The following is a 15,785-nucleotide window of genomic DNA, read 5'->3' on the forward strand; positions in this document are numbered from 1 at the left end:
TATTTAGTTGGTTCTTATTTCTTCGATAAATTTCTTGAGTTTCTCCACATCTTTAAGCCCTGGAGCAAGCTCAAAGCGCGAGTTCACGTCGATGCCCACACAGCTGGGGTGGGCAAAGTCACGCACCTGCCGTGCATCGCCGGGGCCGATGCCGCCACTCAGCAAGAAGGGCGTTGAGCCGTCGTAGGCTTCGAGCACGCTCCAGTCATATTTCCTGCCGCTGCCGCCGCCTGCGGGGCACTTGGTGTCGAAGATGAAGCAGTCGACCAGCCCCCCATACGATGTCTTGCAGCGCTCCACGTCGGCAGCCGAGGCCACGCCTACGGCCTTGATTATCCTTGTGGCGGGCAACAGGCGGTGCAAGCGCTCGACCTGGGCCGGGGTCTCGTGGCCGTGCAGCTGCACACAGCCGAGCCGGGCGGCCTCTACAGTGCGCACTATGGTTGCCGACGCCTCGTCGACAAACACGCCCACCGTCATGGCCTCGCCGGCCACAAGCGAGGCCCGGGCTGCAACGCCGGCCGTCACGCATCGCGGCGATTGCTTGCTGAAGATGAACCCCAGCAGGTCGACACCCAGGGCAGCCACCTGCGCCACATTGCGTGCCTGGCTCAATCCACACACCTTCACTATCATAGCGCGTCGATGAATTGTTGCAGGGCCTGGCCTGGATTGGACTGCTTCATCAACTGCTCGCCCACGAGGAAGCCGTCGTAGCCGGCAGCCCGCAGCCGGCGCACCGTGGCCGGACTGCCAATGCCGCTCTCGCTCACTTTCACAGCCTGCGCCGGCAGGCGGGCGGCCATGGCAAAGCTGTTGTGCACATCGGTCACAAAGGTGCCCAGGTTGCGGTTGTTGATGCCGCACATGTCGGGCTCGAGCGCGGCATAGTCGAGGTCGCGCTCATCGTGCATCTCGAGCAGCACCTCGAGGCCCAGGTCGTGCGCCTTGGCCAGCAGGCTGGCACAGGTGTCGATGCTCAGGCAGGCCGCGATGAGCAGCACTGCCGAGGCACCGCACAAGCGGGCCTGGACAAGCTGGTACTCGTCGATCACAAAATTCTTGTAGAGTATGGGGAGCTTCACCCCTTGCCGGCGGGCTAAAGCGATATACTCATCGCGGCCACCGAAGTAATGCTCGTCGGTGAGAATGCTCAGCGCGGCGGCACCGTGCTGCTCATAGAGCGGAGCCACATCCTGCACCCGGGCTTGGGCGTGTATCCAGCCTCGCGACGGGCTCTTGCGTTTAAACTCGGCAATGATGCCGGTGGTCGAGGCTTTCAGGGCCTGGCTCATCGAGGGCACAGGCTCGTCGAGCATGGGCTCGACGCGGGCGACAAGCTCGTGTAGCGGGGTGGCCTGCTTGAGGGCGGCCACCTCCTGGCGCTTGCGGGCCACTATTTCTTCAAGTATATCTTTCATCGTGGGGGCGTTTTGTGTTGTTGAGAGATTGCATTGCCCATGTCACGAGTTGAGGGCCACATATTTCTTGAGCACCTCAAGGGCCTTGCCGCTCTCCAGACTCTCGCGGGCGGCAAGCACCGTGTCGGCAATGCTCATGTGGGGTTCCATCACGCCTATGCCGTAGGCAGCATTGGCCACGACCACATTCTTCTGGTCGTCGGCAGCGGTGCCGCGCAGCACGCTGTCGAATATTTTCACAGCCTCGGCCTTGCTCGCGCCGCCGCGCAGGTTCACCGGGTCGGCCACCGGCAGGCCCAGCTGGGCAGGGGTGTAGAGGCGCTCGACATCGTTGGTGGTGACTTTGAAATCGCCGGTGAGCGAAATCTCGTCGTAGCCGTCGATGCTGTTGACGATGCCGTAGTTGATGCCTATCTTCTTGTAGATGCTGCTGTAGAGACGCATCTGGTCGAGACTGGCCACGCCCAGCAGCTGGTAGCGTGGCTGCGAGGGGTTGACCAGCGGGCCCAGCTGGTTGAATACCGTGGGAAACGGCAGGGCCTTGCGCACGGGGGCCACGCACTTCATGGCGCGGGCAAAGAGCTGGGCGTGCAGGTAGACGAAGCCGCACTCGTCGATCGAGCGGTTGAGGCGGTCGATGTCGGCAGTAAACTTCACGCCGTGGCCCTCGATCACATCGCTGGCGCCGCTCACCGAGGTGGCGGCATAGTTGCCGTGCTTGGCCACCTTGTAGCCAGCCCCCGCAATCACAAAGCAGGCACAGGTAGAGATGTTGAACGTGTTCTTCTGGTCGCCGCCGGTGCCCACCACGTCGATGTAGTCGCCGGCGTCGAGACGGGCCGGCACGCCAGTGTCGAGTATGCCCTGGCGGAAGCCCAGTATCTCGTCGACCGTGGCGCCGCGCATCTGGATGGCGGTGAGGATGGCGCCCGTGGGCAAGTCGGGTATTGCTCGGTCAGAGATTCCTACCACAATGTCGCGGGCCTCCTGGCTCGAGAGGGTGCCGCCGGCGATGAGCCGCTGCAAGATGTCTTTGATATTTATCATAGTCGTAATCTGTTTTCTGGTTGTCGTCATAAAGAAATGTGTTGCCGGCCGTGGAAAATTTCAATGGTTCAAGAAATTCTCCACAATGGTCTTGCCCTGGGGCGTGAGCACCGACTCGGGGTGAAACTGGATGCCGTGCATGTCGTAGCGGCGATGCTTGAGGCCCATGATTTGGTTCTCATCGCTCACGGCGGTAACCTCGAGCTCGCGGGGAAAATGCTGGCGCGACACCACCCACGAGTGGTAGCGCCCCATGTCGATGCGGCCGGGCAGGCCGGCAAAGATGTAGTCGTTGCCTATGAGCGTGCCAGGGGTCGACACGCCGTGAAACACCTCGTCGAGGTTCTCGAGCGCGGCGCCAAACACCTCGCCCATGGCCTGGTGCCCCAGGCACACGCCCAGCATGGGCCGTGACGGGGCATAGGCCCTGATCACATCGTTGAGCAGGCCGGCCTCGTCGGGGATGCCCGGGCCGGGACTCAGGATGATTTTGTCGTAGCCGGCGAGGTCGTCGAGCTGGAACTTGTCGTTGCGCAACACGGTCACCTGGGCACCCAGGGCTTTCACCATGTGGGCCAGGTTGAATGTGAACGAGTCGTAGTTGTCAACAATCACTATTTTCATAACTTGAGTTGTTTTTTTTCGATTTCTGATGATTGGAAACAGAGAGAGATACCCGAGGCGACTCACATGCGCTCGGCCAGCTCGATGGCCCTCACCAGGGCTCCGAGCTTGTTGTCCACTTCCTGCAACTCGCGGTCGGGGTCGCTCTTGGCCACAATGCCGCTGCCAGCCTGCAGCCACAGCGTGCCGTTGCGGCTGATGAAGGTGCGTATCACGATGGCCTGGTTGAGATTGCCGTTGAGCCCTATGAACCCGATGCAGCCGCCGTAGGCGCCGCGGCTGTGGGGCTCAAGCTGGGCGATGAGCTGCATGGCTCTCACCTTGGGTGCGCCCGAGAGGGTGCCGGCCGGGAAGGTGTCGACAAAGGTCTTGAGGCTGCTGGCACCCTCGTCGAGCGTGCCACTCACGCGCGACACCAGGTGGATGACGTGGCTGTAGTACTGCATATCCTTGAAGAAGTCGACTTTCACATCGTGGCAGTTGCGGCTCAGGTCGTTGCGGGCCAGGTCCACGAGCATCACGTGCTCGGCATTCTCCTTGGGGTCGTGCCGCAGAAACTCGGCGCTCTTGCGGTCGGCCGCAGCGTCGCCGGTGCGCCGCGTGGTGCCGGCTATGGGATCGATATAGGCCTTGCGCCCCTCGATGCGGCAGTGGGTCTCGGGCGAGGAGCCGAAGATGCGGAAACCGCCAAAGTCGAAGTAGAACAGATAGGGCGAGGGGTTGATGCTGCGCAAGGCACGGTAGAGCTTGAGGTCGTCGCCCTCGTAGTGCTGCACATAGCGGCGCGACACCACGATTTGAAACACGTCGCCGCGCTTGCAGTGCTGCACACAGCGGGCAATGTTGGCCCGATGCTGCTCGTCGGTGATGGTCGAGGTGACAGGACCCACGGGCTTGAAGCCGTAGGCCGGCACGCCAGCGCGGCCCACGGCCTTCATGAGCTCGTCGAGGCTGTCGCGCTCGCCGGGAGCCAGCAGCTGCACGAGGGTCATCTTGTTGTTGTAGTGGTCAAAGACGATGATATCTTTGTAGAGGATGTAGTACACGTCGGGGGCGTCGTTGTCGGGCTGGCGGTCGTCGGGCACATCGATGTGCTCAAAGTAGCGCACGGCGTCGAACGCGGTGTAGCCATAGAGGCCGCAATACTGGCTGCCCTCGCCCTCGACGTGGAAGGCGGCGATGAAGTCGGCCATGGCCTGCTCCACGGGGTAGGCATCGGTCACGGGGCGGGTCTCGACCTGGCCGCCAGGCATGGTGAAGACGGCCTGCCCGTGGCTCACGGCCACGCTGGCCAGCGGGTGGATGCCGAAGAACGAGCGGCTGTTGTCGTGGCCGTGATAGTCGCTGCTCTCCATGAGGGCGCTCTTGGGATAAAGGTCGCGCAAGCGCATGTACACAGCCACCGGCGTGTAGAGGTCGGCCAGAAGGGTGCGCGTGGCTGTGGCGTAGGTGTATTTCTGTTTAGAAGTTTCCATATTCTCCTGCCATTTGTTTGTTGCTCAAGTAGGTTTCCACATCTTTGTCGCCACGGCCGCTCACGGTGAGCACCACCACATCGGTGGGCTTGAAGTTCACCTTGGCCAGGGCTGCCACGGCGTGGGCGCTCTCGATGGCGGGAATGATGCCCTCCATGCGGGTGAGCTCGTAGCCGGCCCTAATGGCCTCGTCGTCGTTGATGGCCAGCACGGTGGCACGGTGCTCGGTGGCCAGGTGGGCGTGCATGGGCCCTATGCCGGGATAGTCGAGGCCGGCCGAGATGGTGCCAGCCTCCATGATTTGGCCGTCGGGGGTCTGCATCACCAGGGTCTTACTGCCGTGCAAGATACCCAGGCGCCCGGCATGTATCGTGGCTGCCGTGTAGCCGCTGTCGACACCGTGGCCGCCGGCCTCGGCCAGCACGATGCGCACGCGCTCATCGTCGATATAGTGGTAGATGGTGCCCGCGGCGTTGCTGCCGCCGCCCACGCAGGCCACCAGATAGTCGGGATAGTCGCGGCCCGTCTTCTGCTGCAGCTGCGCCTTGATTTCCTTGCTTATCACGCTCTGCAGGCGGGCCACCATGTCGGGATAGGGGTGCGGCCCCACGGTCGACCCTATCACATAGAAGGTGTCGTCGGGGTGACAGCACCAGTCGCGTATGGCCTCGTTGGTGGCATCCTTGAGGGTGTGGTTGCCCGTGAACACGGGCACCACCGTGGCCCCCAGCATCTTCATGCGCTCCACATTAGTGTGCTGGCGCTCGACGTCGAGCGCACCCTGGTAGACCACGCAAGGCATGTGCATGAGGGCGCACACGGTGGCCGTGGCCACGCCGTGCTGGCCGGCGCCCGTCTCGGCGATGATGCGCTTCTTGCCCATCTTCTTGGCCAGCAGCACCTGCCCTATGGTGTTGTTGATCTTGTGGGCGCCGGTGTGGTTCAAGTCCTCGCGCTTGAGGTAGAGCCGGCAGCCGTACTTGTGGCTCATGCGCCTGGCATGGTAGAGCGGCGAGGGGCGACCCACATAGTCGCGCAGCAGCATGCGGTACTCGTCTTGAAACTCGCGGCTCTCGATGATGTCGAGATACTGCGCACGCAGCGCCTCGACCGTGGCATAGAGTATCTCGGGCACATAGGCGCCGCCATACTCCCCATAGTAGCCGTCCTCGTCGGCCAGAAATGTTTTTTTCGTCTCCATTGTATCCTGTGTATGTGTTTTCTTACCTTATTTTTCTTGATAATGAAAAAGACCCGCCGCCATGAAATCGCGACAGGTCTCTCTCTACGTATATTGTAGCATAATGTTTTATCTTGCTTGCGCGCACTTGCGCGGCGCGGCCTGGCTGCTCACGATTTCGTCAAATCCCGAGAGGCGCCACCACGCTATATACAAGTTGTTGTAAATCATCGTTCTTGTCATGAGAAAACAGAAAATGAATGTATATTTAAACGTAAAAACTATGTTTTACGGCACAAATATAGGATATATATTTCGATTACGCAAATATATATTACGATTTTTCCTAATTATTTTTCTTCGCTTTTAGATAGCCAAACGCAAAAGAGGCCGATATTCGATTGAATATCAGCCTCTCGCCGTACCCGGAGTGGGACTTGAACCCACACAGCCGCAATGGCCAAGGGATTTTAAGTCCCTCGTGTCTACCGATTCCACCATCCGGGCCGCTCATTGCCAGTAGACAAATGCGTTGCAAAGATACAACTAATAATTAAAAACCAAAACATAACCCCTCAAAAAAAATAAATCCCATCCCGCCGGCGGCCCAGCCTGTCACGGCAGACGCCCCTCAATCGCCGCTGCCCTGCAGACTCTTGAGGCTCTTGCCGGCCGAGTAGAGATACATGGCCACAACAATACGGGTAAGACATCAGGCTATCACCCATTTCCAATAGGGCAACACCTCTATCTTTCCATGATTATCCTCGATGGTCGCTTCCTCATCGTAAGTGATGATGAGACGGCGCTTGCAGTCCAATGCCGAAGGAAGTTTCTTCAGGGCTGACACCTCTCTCTCATAAGTGCCATCGCTATGACTAAGATTGTAGCAAACCTGAATGGCAAGGCCATCGTCAGGGACAAAGAAATCGACCTCCACACCCGAGTTGTAGTAGAACACGCGTTCGTTGTCTGGATCATTGCCATACTTCCTCAAAAGGGTAACTGCCACAAGGTTTTCCAACAAAGAGGTATCAGCATCAACAAGGAAGAGATTGAGGATGCCATTGTCGGTGAAGTAATACTTGCTGATCGTCTCTTTCTCCACAAATGGCGAAGCGATATTGTGCATGCGCAGCAACAGCCATGCGTCCTGACAATACTGCACATAGTTGCCCACCGTGGGCACGCTGATCTTACCGCCTACAGAGGACAGTATGCGTGAGATACGGTTGTAGGACAACGGCTGCTTGACGCTCTCGGCTATCTTCTTTATCATAAGACGCAACCGATTTGGATTGCTGATACCATTGCGTGCACAGATATCGCCAAGATACACCTTCTGAAAGGTGCTGCTCACGTAGTCGCGCTTAACGGGCAACCCTACACTTTCCGGCAGACCTCCCCAATGCAGATATTCATGATAAAGGCGCATGAATTTGGCTTTGATACCGGTCTGTAGCCGACTGTTCGCGTCATACTTTTGACCGGAGAAATCAAGATACTCTTTAAAGCTGAACGGATAGACCTCGACCGACAAATATCGCCCTCCGAGCGTGGTCATCACCTCGCGCGAAAGCATCTTGGCGTTGCTCCCAGTGATATACACATTATATTTATTGTCGGCCAAGCGTCTGGCAAACTTTTCCCAACCATCAATATTTTGTATTTCGTCAAGAAACAGCATGGGGCGCTTGTCAGACAGCTCCGCGAAACACTCCAGAATGAGATTGAAATCTGACGCCTTGAATTCCTCCAGGCGGTCATCCTCAAAGTTCACATACAGCATCTCATCCCAAGTATGCCCCTGGCTCAGTAGTTGCTGCATGCGCTGGTAGAGCATGAAGGACTTACCCGCACGGCGCAAGCCCACCAAGACATAGCATGGGAAGCTACTCATGTCCACCTCACGCCGGAACACCTTGTATCGCTCCACCTCTACCCTGTTGTCTAAAATGATCTGCTTCAGAATACCCTTATTCACAACTTTATTAAATGACGCTTTATAAAACACTACAAATTTATAAAATATCATTTAACAAAACAAGGAATAAGCGTATTTTAACGCTAACAATCTTCATTTAATGTGGCAGTACAAAGAAAGTGACCACAAGAAGCTGCATTCCTTGTGTAATTCAAGAAAAGTATTAATTTTAAAGTACTAAAAATCAAATCAATACATACAGCTTCTATGTGCAACGAATACAATAAACAATTCATTTGAACAACATAAAAAAAAAGCATAGTGAGCTGTAACGCCCACTATACATTGAAAAGTAGAACTGCCACCGGCAGTTTCTACAAATTAAAGGCCCCGGATCGCGTCAAGCGTATCGAGGCAATGATACGCTATTTTCTTTTACCTCTTCTCTTTTTGGAAGTTCGTTTCTTTTTAGTCGTGTATTTTGCTTTCTTCCAATCGGGGTTAATAAATTCGTAGATGTATATAGAGCAACCTCGTGGCAGACCGTATGAATCTTTCGAGTTTTCATATATGATGATTGATAACTCAGTATCATAGATTCTGTAAGTTGATTCAGTCAAACTTCCAGACCTTGACCATGGCTCAATTCTTTTAATGTCACTGTATTTGCCGAGTTCTGTTGTGATGGCCATACGAGCCAGTTCTTCATCATAATAATCCAAGGTCTCCATACGAACTTCATATAAGTACGACGAATCATTAACATAGCCGTGACTTGTGACAATGAAGTTATGGTCAGATAAATCATTTGCGATTCCCATACCATAACCATGAACTTCTTGTGCAAATGCTTTAATGCCTAATGCCATGGCAATGCAGATGAGGCATATAGGAAAAAAACTTATTTTGTTCATAAACAATAAGAGTTAACCGATGAGCAGATATAAACTATTAAATTCAATTAGGCGAGCCATAACAAACCCACCTAATTGATTGATGGTTACTTAACATTGATGTTTACTTAACATCGATGTTTACTTAACATCGAAGATTATTTGCCATTGGAGGCTCTTAATTCTTCAATCTTTCGTTGAGCGGCTTCAAAAGCATCTACAACATCTTGTTGACGTTTTAGGAAAACCGTACTTGATGAGTATCTTTCAAGTTTAAGATACCAATAAGCCTGTTGTTTTGAGACATAGTAGCCAACTTCAAAACCGTCGGAAGTCTTGAACTTATTTTCAAGGTAGTCTGGGTTTGCTGCAACATCGGCATCAACATCTGCAACAAGACGTGAAACAGCTTTGTTGATTTCCACCAAGTCTGAGTACTCAATCATGGCTATGTGAGAGACGCTTCTTGAAGTCTCGGGTTCTTCCAACCTGTAGAAATAAGCATTTTCTGAGCCTCTCATAATGGTTCTGATGCCTGTCTGTAGCGTTGAGTAACTCACCGGTAGATTGGGAAGTGTTACGTCAACAAACTTCACAATAACTCCAGTTTTGGAAGAAAATTCTTCAAACTTTGTCAGTTGTTTCTCTAGGTTTTTGTCTTGCTGAGCTTGTATCGCCAAACGCGATACGGTCAGAGCAAGAAAGATCAATAAAATCTTTTTCATGTCTAAAATATTTTATAAGTGAAACAATTAACCTGAATAATTCATATTAACAAAAAAAGCTGCATTTCTTGTGTAATTCAAGAAAAAGGATTAATCTCAAAGTGTTAAAAATCAAATCGATATATACAGCTTCTATGTACAAAAATACAATAAATAATTCAATTGAGCAACACAAAAAACATTATTTTCTTTGGCAAAACCCGTTTTTGGCAAGAAGATCATGGTGGACTACAAGGCTCAGAGTTAGGTTAGCATAAAAAAGTGATTGATTCACATCATTTGTTTTTGAAAATACAATCACATTGGTGGATGTCTCCTGTGGAAAATTGGAAGTAATGTGCTATCTTTGTTGCAAGCCTACCAGACAAAAAAACATGGAGCAATGACGAAGGATGTGACAGGCGGCGAACTCGGCAACATGACCGTGATCTGCCAGAGCGAGGACAGCAGCACCCAGCTCGACGTGAAGCTGGAGAACGTGACCGTGTGGCTCACCCAGGCACACATGGTGCAGCCCGTGCGCTTGATGGCCTGGACGGCAAAGCTGCGTAACTTTTATTTACAGGTGATACAATTGACATAAACCGTTGGTTATGAATAAGAATAGCACTAAATATAAAAACGCGAAAATAGCTGTTCAATACAATTTGCCAGAGAATTGGGCAGATGAGATTTCTTTTTCATTCAACCACTTGTCTGAATTAGTATTGCAGTTGCATGATTCTGCTTATTCAGCAACGGTGAAAGCCATCAACCGCTTTGCTACTATAAGAAACTATGTAATAGGATTCTATATCGTAGAGTATGAGCAGCGTGGCAAGGATCGTGCCAAATATGGCGACCGCCTGCTGAAAAGGTTGGCCGAAAGTGTGAACAAGCGAGGAATCAACGAAACATTACTCAAAGTTTCTCGCGCCTTTTATCTTAATTATCCGCAAATTGGCAATTACTTGCAAGGGAAAGGTGCGACAGCGTCGCACCAATCTGAAACAAGTGCTACCGCACCACGTGAGGCTGCGAGGAAATGTGCAGCGACGACGTGTGCTGCCGCCCTGCCCCGCTACGCCGCAACCCAGCCCCGTTGCCCGCGGGCGAAGCATTTGAAATTCACTTAATAAATTATGTATATTATGAGAAATATCATCTTGTTGATTGCATGCCTGTGCATTAGCATGGCTACAACTGCCCAAGTGAGCGAGGGCATGAAGTATTACAACAAGGGCGACTACGCCAATGCCTTGAAATGCTTTAAAAAGGCTGCAGAGCAAGGGGATGCCGAAGCACAATACAGCTTAGGCGTGTGCTATGACAATGGCTATGGCGTGTCCAAGGACCTGCAAGAGGCCGCAAAATGGTACCACAAAGCTGCTGAGCAAGGTAATAGCGCTGCACAATACAATCTGGGCAACAGCTACTATAACGGCAACGGTGTGATCAAAGACTTTACCGAGGCTGTGAAATGGTACCGCAAAGCTGCCGAACAAGGGCTTGCACGGGCACAATACAGCTTAGGCCTCTGCTATGACAACGGCGATGGTGTGGACAAGGACCTGCAAGAGGCTGTGAAATGGTACCGCAAAGCTGCCGAACAAGGGCTTGCACGGGCACAATACAACCTGGGCAACAGCTACTATAACGGCAACGGTGTGATCAAAGACTTTACCGAGGCTGTGAAATGGTTCCAAAAGGCTGCCGAGCAGGGCGATGCCAAGGCACAATACAATCTGGGCGTCTGCTATAAAAATGGCGAAGGTGTGCTAAAAGACTTTACCGAGGCCGCAAAATGGTTCCAAAAGGCTGCCGAACAAGGCAATGCCGATGCACAATACAATCTGGGCGTCTGCTATGTGAATGGCTATGGTGTGCTAAAAGACTTTGCCGAAGCTGCAAAATGGTTCCGCAGGGCTGCTGAGCAAGGCGATGCCGATGCACAATGCAGTTTGGGATTTTGCTATGGGAATGGCTATGGTGTGTCCAAAGACTTTACCGAGGCTGTGAAATGGTACCAAATGGCTGCCGAGCAAGGGAATGCCGATGCACAATGCAATCTCGGCTTTTGCTATAACACTGGCAATGGGGTGGACAAAGACCTGCAAGAGGCCACAAAATGGTTCCGCAAGGCTGCAGAGCAAGGGAATGCCCAAGCACAATGCAATCTTGGCCTTTGCTATGAAAATGGCGAAGGTGTGCTAAAAGACTTTGCCGAAGCCGTGAAATGGTTCCGCAGGGCTGCTGAGCAAGGCAATGCCGATGCACAATACAACCTGGGCTTTTGCTATGTGAATGGCTATGGCGTGCTAAAAGACTATACCGAGGCCGCAAAATGGTTCCAAAAGGCTGCCGAACAAGGCAATGCCGATGCACAATGCGGTTTGGGCTTTTGCTATGGGAATGGCTATGGCGTGCTCAAAGACTTTACCGAGGCTGCGAAATGGTTCCGCAAAGCTGCTGAGCAAGGGCTTGCCCAAGCACAATGCAATCTCGGCTTTTGCTATAACACTGGCAATGGGGTGGACAAGGACCTACAAGAGGCCGTGAAATGGTACCGCAAAGCTGCAGAGCAAGGTTATAGCGCTGCACAATTCAATTTGGGCGTGTGCTATGACAACGGCGATGGTGTGGACAAGAACCCGAGCAAAGCAAAATATTGGTATCGAAAGGCTGCCGACAATGGCTTGGAAATAGCAAAAAAGGCGCTGAAAAACTTTTAAAAACTTGATCGACCCGTCGGGCTGGGGGCTTGGGCCAACAGCCGCGTGGCGGGCGGGGCGCTGCGCGCAATCGATTGCACACGGCGAGGGGACTTTGCCGGGGGCAAAATGGTTGACGGGGTGAGAATTGGTTGTAACTTTGAGGTGGTGAATCAAACAGAGAAACCAACTTAGAATTTAATATACACTCAACAACAAGATGCGCAAGATTTATATGCTTTTGGCGCTGGCTGCGCTGCCCGTGATGGCCTGGGCAGCAGGATGGCCGGCAAACTACGGGGGCGTGATGCTGCAAGGCTTCTACTGGGACTCCTACGACGACACCTACTGGCCCACACTCGAGTCGCAGGCCGGCGAACTGTCGCCCTACTTCAGCCTCGTGTGGATACCGCAGAGCGGCAACTGCGGCGGCACCTCGATGGGCTACGACGATCTGTACTGGTTCAGCAACTACAACAGCTCGTTTGGCAACGAGCAGCAGCTGCGCTCGCTCATCAGCACGTTCAAGAGCAAGGGCATAGGCACCATTGCCGACGTGGTGATCAACCACCGCAAGACCCCCAGCGACTGGTTCACCTTCCCCACCGAGACCTACAACGGCGTGACCTACGCAATGACCGCGGCCGACATTTGCGCCAACGACGACGGCGGCGCAACGGCCACGCAGGCTGCCAAGCAGGGCGTGACCCTGTCGGGCAACAACGACACGGGCGAAGACTGGAGCGGCATGCGCGACCTCGACCACAAGAGCGCCAATGTGCAGACCATCGTGAAGGCCTACCTGGGCTTTCTGCTCAACGACCTGGGCTACACGGGCTTTCGCTACGACATGGTGAAGGGCTACGACGGCTCGTTTACGGGTCTCTACAACAGTGCCTCGCAACCGGCCTTCTCGGTGGGCGAGTACTGGGACGGCAACCCCGACAAGGTGATCGACTGGCTCAACGCGACCAAGGTGGGCGGCACGATCATGAGCGCAGCCTTCGACTACCCGTTCCGCTACACCGTGCGCGATGCCATCAACAAGGGCAACTGGGCCAGCCTGAGCGGCACCACGCTCGCCTCGCAGTCGGCCTACCGCCAGTATGCCGTGACCTTCATCGAGAACCACGACACCGAGTATCGCTCGTCGAGCGCGCCCCAGGACCCCATCAAGAAGGACACCCTGGCCGCCAACGCCTACTTGCTGGCCATGCCTGGCACCCCATGCGTCTTCCTGAAGCACTGGCAGGACTACAAGCAAGAAATAAAAGGCATGATCGACGCCCGCAAGCTGGCCGGCATCACCAACACCAGCACCTATGTGAACTACAAGAGCGCAGCCACCTACTATGCCGTGAAGGTGAACGGCGACCATTGCCACCTCATGGCGGCAGTGGGCCCCGGCGTGGGAGCCGTCACCTCGTCGCAGTACACCGAGATCATGAGCGGCTATCACTATAAGTACTTCCTCGAGAAAACGGCCGAGACGGCCTGGATCGACAAGGCCGACGGCGAGTACAGCGACGCCTTCGACGCCCGGCTCACGGCCGTGAGTGCCACCAGTGGCGCCACCGTGGTCTACACCACCGACGGCACCGAGCCCACCGCCAGCAGCACCCAGGTGCAGAGCGGCGCAACGGTGCACATCGACAAGGCCTGCACCCTCAAGGCCGGTCTGCTCAAGGGCGGCAAGGTGAGCGGCATCGTGACCCGCAGCTACACCTTCAAGGCCCCCGACGACTTCAAGCCCTACACCTTCAACGTGTATCTCGAGGACCCCACCGCCAGCCCCAACAACTGGAGCGCCGTGTACTACTACTCGTGGGACAGCAACAGCAGCGCCCAGCAAGACGGCAACTGGCCCGGCACGGCCGCCACGGCCACCAAGGTGGTGAAAGGCACCAAGTTCTACTACCGCACCTACACCAAGACGAGCCGCAACTACTACATCAACTTCGTGTTCAACCAGGGCGGAGCTACGGCCGGTACCCACCAGACGGTCGACGTGCAGCGCGTGAAGGGCGATGCCTACTTCAAGGTGACCACGCAAACCAACAAATATGAAGTAGAGGACGTCACCAGCCAGTATGCCGGCACGGCGGGCGACATCAACGACGACGGTGTGGTGAACGTGACCGACGTGACCGCCCTGATCAACGTGATACTGGGCACCGCCAGCTACAGCGACGCCACCTGCGACCTCAACGGCGACGGCCAGGTGAATGTGACCGACGTGACCACGCTCATCAACGTGATACTGGCCGGCAACTAAGGTCCCGAGCACACACACCCACTTTTCCCACTTTCATCATGACAAAATTCAAGCACATGACGGCCCTTGCGGTCCTGCTCACAATTGCAACCAGCGGCGCCCACGCGGGCGCCGCTGGCGACATCAACAGCGACGGCCAGGTGAACGTGACCGACGTGACCACGCTGGTCAACAAGGTGCTGGGCACCGCCAGCTACAGCGACGACGCCACCTGCGACCTCAACGGCGACGGCCAGGTGAACGTGACCGACGTGACCACGCTGGTCAACACCATCCTGGGGGGCGGCGGGCACGACATGAGACTCGTGGGCGGCGACATCTCGATGCTGCCCCGCCACGAGGCAGCCGGGGCCAAGTACTACGGCAGCGCCGGGCTGGTGAGCGACATGATAGCCTACTACAAGAGCGCAGGCTGGAACGCCATGCGCGTGCGCCTCTTTGTCGACCCGTCGCAGGCCCCTGCAGCCCACCGGCAAGAGGGCGTGGTGCAGGATCTGCCCTATGTTGAAGCACTGGGGCGGCGCATCAAGGAGGCCGGCATGCAGCTGGTGCTCGACTTCCACTACAGCGACACCTGGGCCGACCCTGGCAAGCAGACCATGCCCAGCCGCTGGAGCAGCATCGGCTCGCCCGCACAGATTGCCGACTCGGTATATGCCTACACCGTGGCCTCGCTGCAAGCCCTGGCGGCTGCCGGCGCCACTCCCGACTATGTGCAGGTGGGCAACGAGATCACCTATGGCATGCTGTGGCCCACGGGGCACTGCTGGCCCACGGGCGAGGGCGTCGACGGCGGGTCGTGGGACAACCTGGCACGCTATCTCAAGGCAGGATGCCGTGCCGTGCGCGAGGTGTGTCCGCAGGCCAAGATCATCATCCACACCGAGCTGAGCAAGATGGACAACGCCACCCACTTTTACAGCCAGGCCCAGGCCCGAGGCATCGACTACGACATCATAGGGCTCAGCTACTACCCTGCCTATCACGGCACCATACCGGCCTTGAGCCAGGAGCTCGACACGCTCGAGAGCCGTTTCCCGGCCAAGCCCATCGTGCTCGCCGAGCTGGGCTACTCCTATGCCTGGCCTCTGGGCGGCACGCAGCACGACCTCACGGCCACCTACCCCTACACCGAGGCCGGCCAGGCCCAGCTGGCTGCCGACCTCGTCGACTGCCTGCACGCCCGCCACAGCCACGTGAAGGGCCTGCTGTGGTGGTGGCCCGAGCAAAACGAGTGTGGCAACACCGGCACGCAGGTCACCAGCAGCTGGTGGAACGCCAGCCTGGTCGACAGCCGCAACGGCCACATCGAGCAAGCCACCTATGAGCTGGGCAAGTTTTAGCAGCCGCCTGGCACTCAGGCCGTGAAAAAGCGCACCGACCGCGGCCTGAAACAAAAAAAAACGGAGGAAAAGGGTTGACAAACGCCTCGCAATGTTGTACTTTTGCAGTCGATTATGTTATGGTGCACAGTGTGCACTCACCACAACAGGTTTGGTTAGCACAGCACTTTATTTAGAGCTCAAAATAT

Annotated in this window: 14 protein-coding genes and 1 tRNA gene; 5 read left to right on the plus strand and 10 right to left on the minus strand. The window is 55.3% G+C overall.

Going from position 1 to position 15,785, the window contains the following annotated elements; all coding sequences use genetic code 11:
• Window positions 1-3: 3 nt before the first annotated feature.
• The 10 genes from GF423_RS04870 to GF423_RS04915 form a co-directional block, all read right to left on the minus strand.
• Window positions 4-636, minus strand: a complete 633-nt coding sequence (locus tag GF423_RS04870) for a phosphoribosylanthranilate isomerase (protein WP_154327293.1) — start codon at window positions 634-636, stop codon at window positions 4-6.
• On the minus strand, window positions 633-1,421 hold the full coding sequence (gene trpC / locus GF423_RS04875; protein WP_154327294.1) for an indole-3-glycerol phosphate synthase TrpC: 789 nt from the start codon (window positions 1,419-1,421) through the stop codon (window positions 633-635). The genes GF423_RS04870 and trpC overlap by 4 nt, the downstream gene beginning before the upstream one ends.
• Before the next feature lie 42 nt (window positions 1,422-1,463).
• Window positions 1,464-2,465 (minus strand): anthranilate phosphoribosyltransferase, encoded by a 1,002-nt coding sequence (gene trpD / locus GF423_RS04880; protein ID WP_394367015.1) that lies wholly within the window; start codon window positions 2,463-2,465, stop codon window positions 1,464-1,466.
• Window positions 2,466-2,528: 63 nt separating this feature from the next.
• Window positions 2,529-3,092 carry an anthranilate synthase component II gene (locus GF423_RS04885; RefSeq protein WP_154327295.1) on the minus strand — a complete coding sequence of 188 codons (564 nt, stop codon included), beginning with the start codon at window positions 3,090-3,092 and terminating at the stop codon, window positions 2,529-2,531.
• 62 nt (window positions 3,093-3,154) lie between these two features.
• Entirely contained in the window at window positions 3,155-4,567 is a 1,413-nt protein-coding gene (locus tag GF423_RS04890) for an anthranilate synthase component I family protein (RefSeq protein ID WP_154327296.1), read from the minus strand.
• Entirely contained in the window at window positions 4,554-5,768 is a 1,215-nt protein-coding gene (gene trpB, locus GF423_RS04895) for a tryptophan synthase subunit beta (RefSeq protein WP_154327297.1), read from the minus strand. Before trpB ends, GF423_RS04890 begins: the two co-directional genes overlap by 14 nt.
• Window positions 5,769-6,169: 401 nt before the next feature.
• Window positions 6,170-6,254, minus strand: a tRNA-Leu gene (locus tag GF423_RS04900).
• Window positions 6,255-6,459: 205 nt separating this feature from the next.
• The gene (locus GF423_RS04905; protein WP_241004966.1) at window positions 6,460-7,731 is read right to left on the minus strand and encodes an ATP-binding protein; all 1,272 of its coding nucleotides are present in this window, start codon (window positions 7,729-7,731) and stop codon (window positions 6,460-6,462) included.
• A 365-nt stretch (window positions 7,732-8,096) separates the two neighbouring features.
• The gene (locus tag GF423_RS04910; protein WP_154538175.1) at window positions 8,097-8,585 is read right to left on the minus strand and encodes a hypothetical protein; all 489 of its coding nucleotides are present in this window, start codon (window positions 8,583-8,585) and stop codon (window positions 8,097-8,099) included.
• A gap of 137 nt (window positions 8,586-8,722) precedes the next feature.
• Window positions 8,723-9,289, minus strand: coding sequence for a hypothetical protein (locus GF423_RS04915; RefSeq protein ID WP_154327300.1), 567 nt, complete (start codon window positions 9,287-9,289; stop codon window positions 8,723-8,725).
• 382 nt (window positions 9,290-9,671) lie between these two features.
• Here GF423_RS04915 and GF423_RS14055 point away from each other — a divergent pair, with 382 nt between their 5' ends.
• The 5 genes from GF423_RS14055 to GF423_RS04940 all read left to right on the plus strand — a co-directional run bounded on the left by GF423_RS14055 (window position 9,672) and on the right by GF423_RS04940 (window position 15,597).
• Window positions 9,672-9,872 (plus strand): virulence RhuM family protein, encoded by a 201-nt coding sequence (locus GF423_RS14055; protein WP_206113443.1) that lies wholly within the window; start codon window positions 9,672-9,674, stop codon window positions 9,870-9,872.
• Window positions 9,873-9,882: 10 nt separating this feature from the next.
• Entirely contained in the window at window positions 9,883-10,404 is a 522-nt protein-coding gene (locus GF423_RS04925) for a DUF1016 N-terminal domain-containing protein (protein WP_235911533.1), read from the plus strand.
• A gap of 15 nt (window positions 10,405-10,419) precedes the next feature.
• The gene (locus GF423_RS04930; RefSeq protein ID WP_206113381.1) at window positions 10,420-12,000 is read left to right on the plus strand and encodes a tetratricopeptide repeat protein; all 1,581 of its coding nucleotides are present in this window, start codon (window positions 10,420-10,422) and stop codon (window positions 11,998-12,000) included.
• A 199-nt stretch (window positions 12,001-12,199) separates the two neighbouring features.
• Window positions 12,200-14,254, plus strand: coding sequence for an alpha-amylase family glycosyl hydrolase (locus tag GF423_RS04935; RefSeq protein WP_154327302.1), 2,055 nt, complete (start codon window positions 12,200-12,202; stop codon window positions 14,252-14,254).
• Between the two features lie 38 nt (window positions 14,255-14,292).
• The gene (locus GF423_RS04940) at window positions 14,293-15,597 is read left to right on the plus strand and encodes a glycosyl hydrolase 53 family protein (protein WP_154327303.1); all 1,305 of its coding nucleotides are present in this window, start codon (window positions 14,293-14,295) and stop codon (window positions 15,595-15,597) included.
• The last annotated feature ends 188 nt before the right edge of the window (window positions 15,598-15,785 follow it).

The organism is Sodaliphilus pleomorphus (assembly GCF_009676955.1).
Classification (GTDB): Bacteria; Bacteroidota; Bacteroidia; order Bacteroidales; family Muribaculaceae; genus Sodaliphilus; species Sodaliphilus pleomorphus.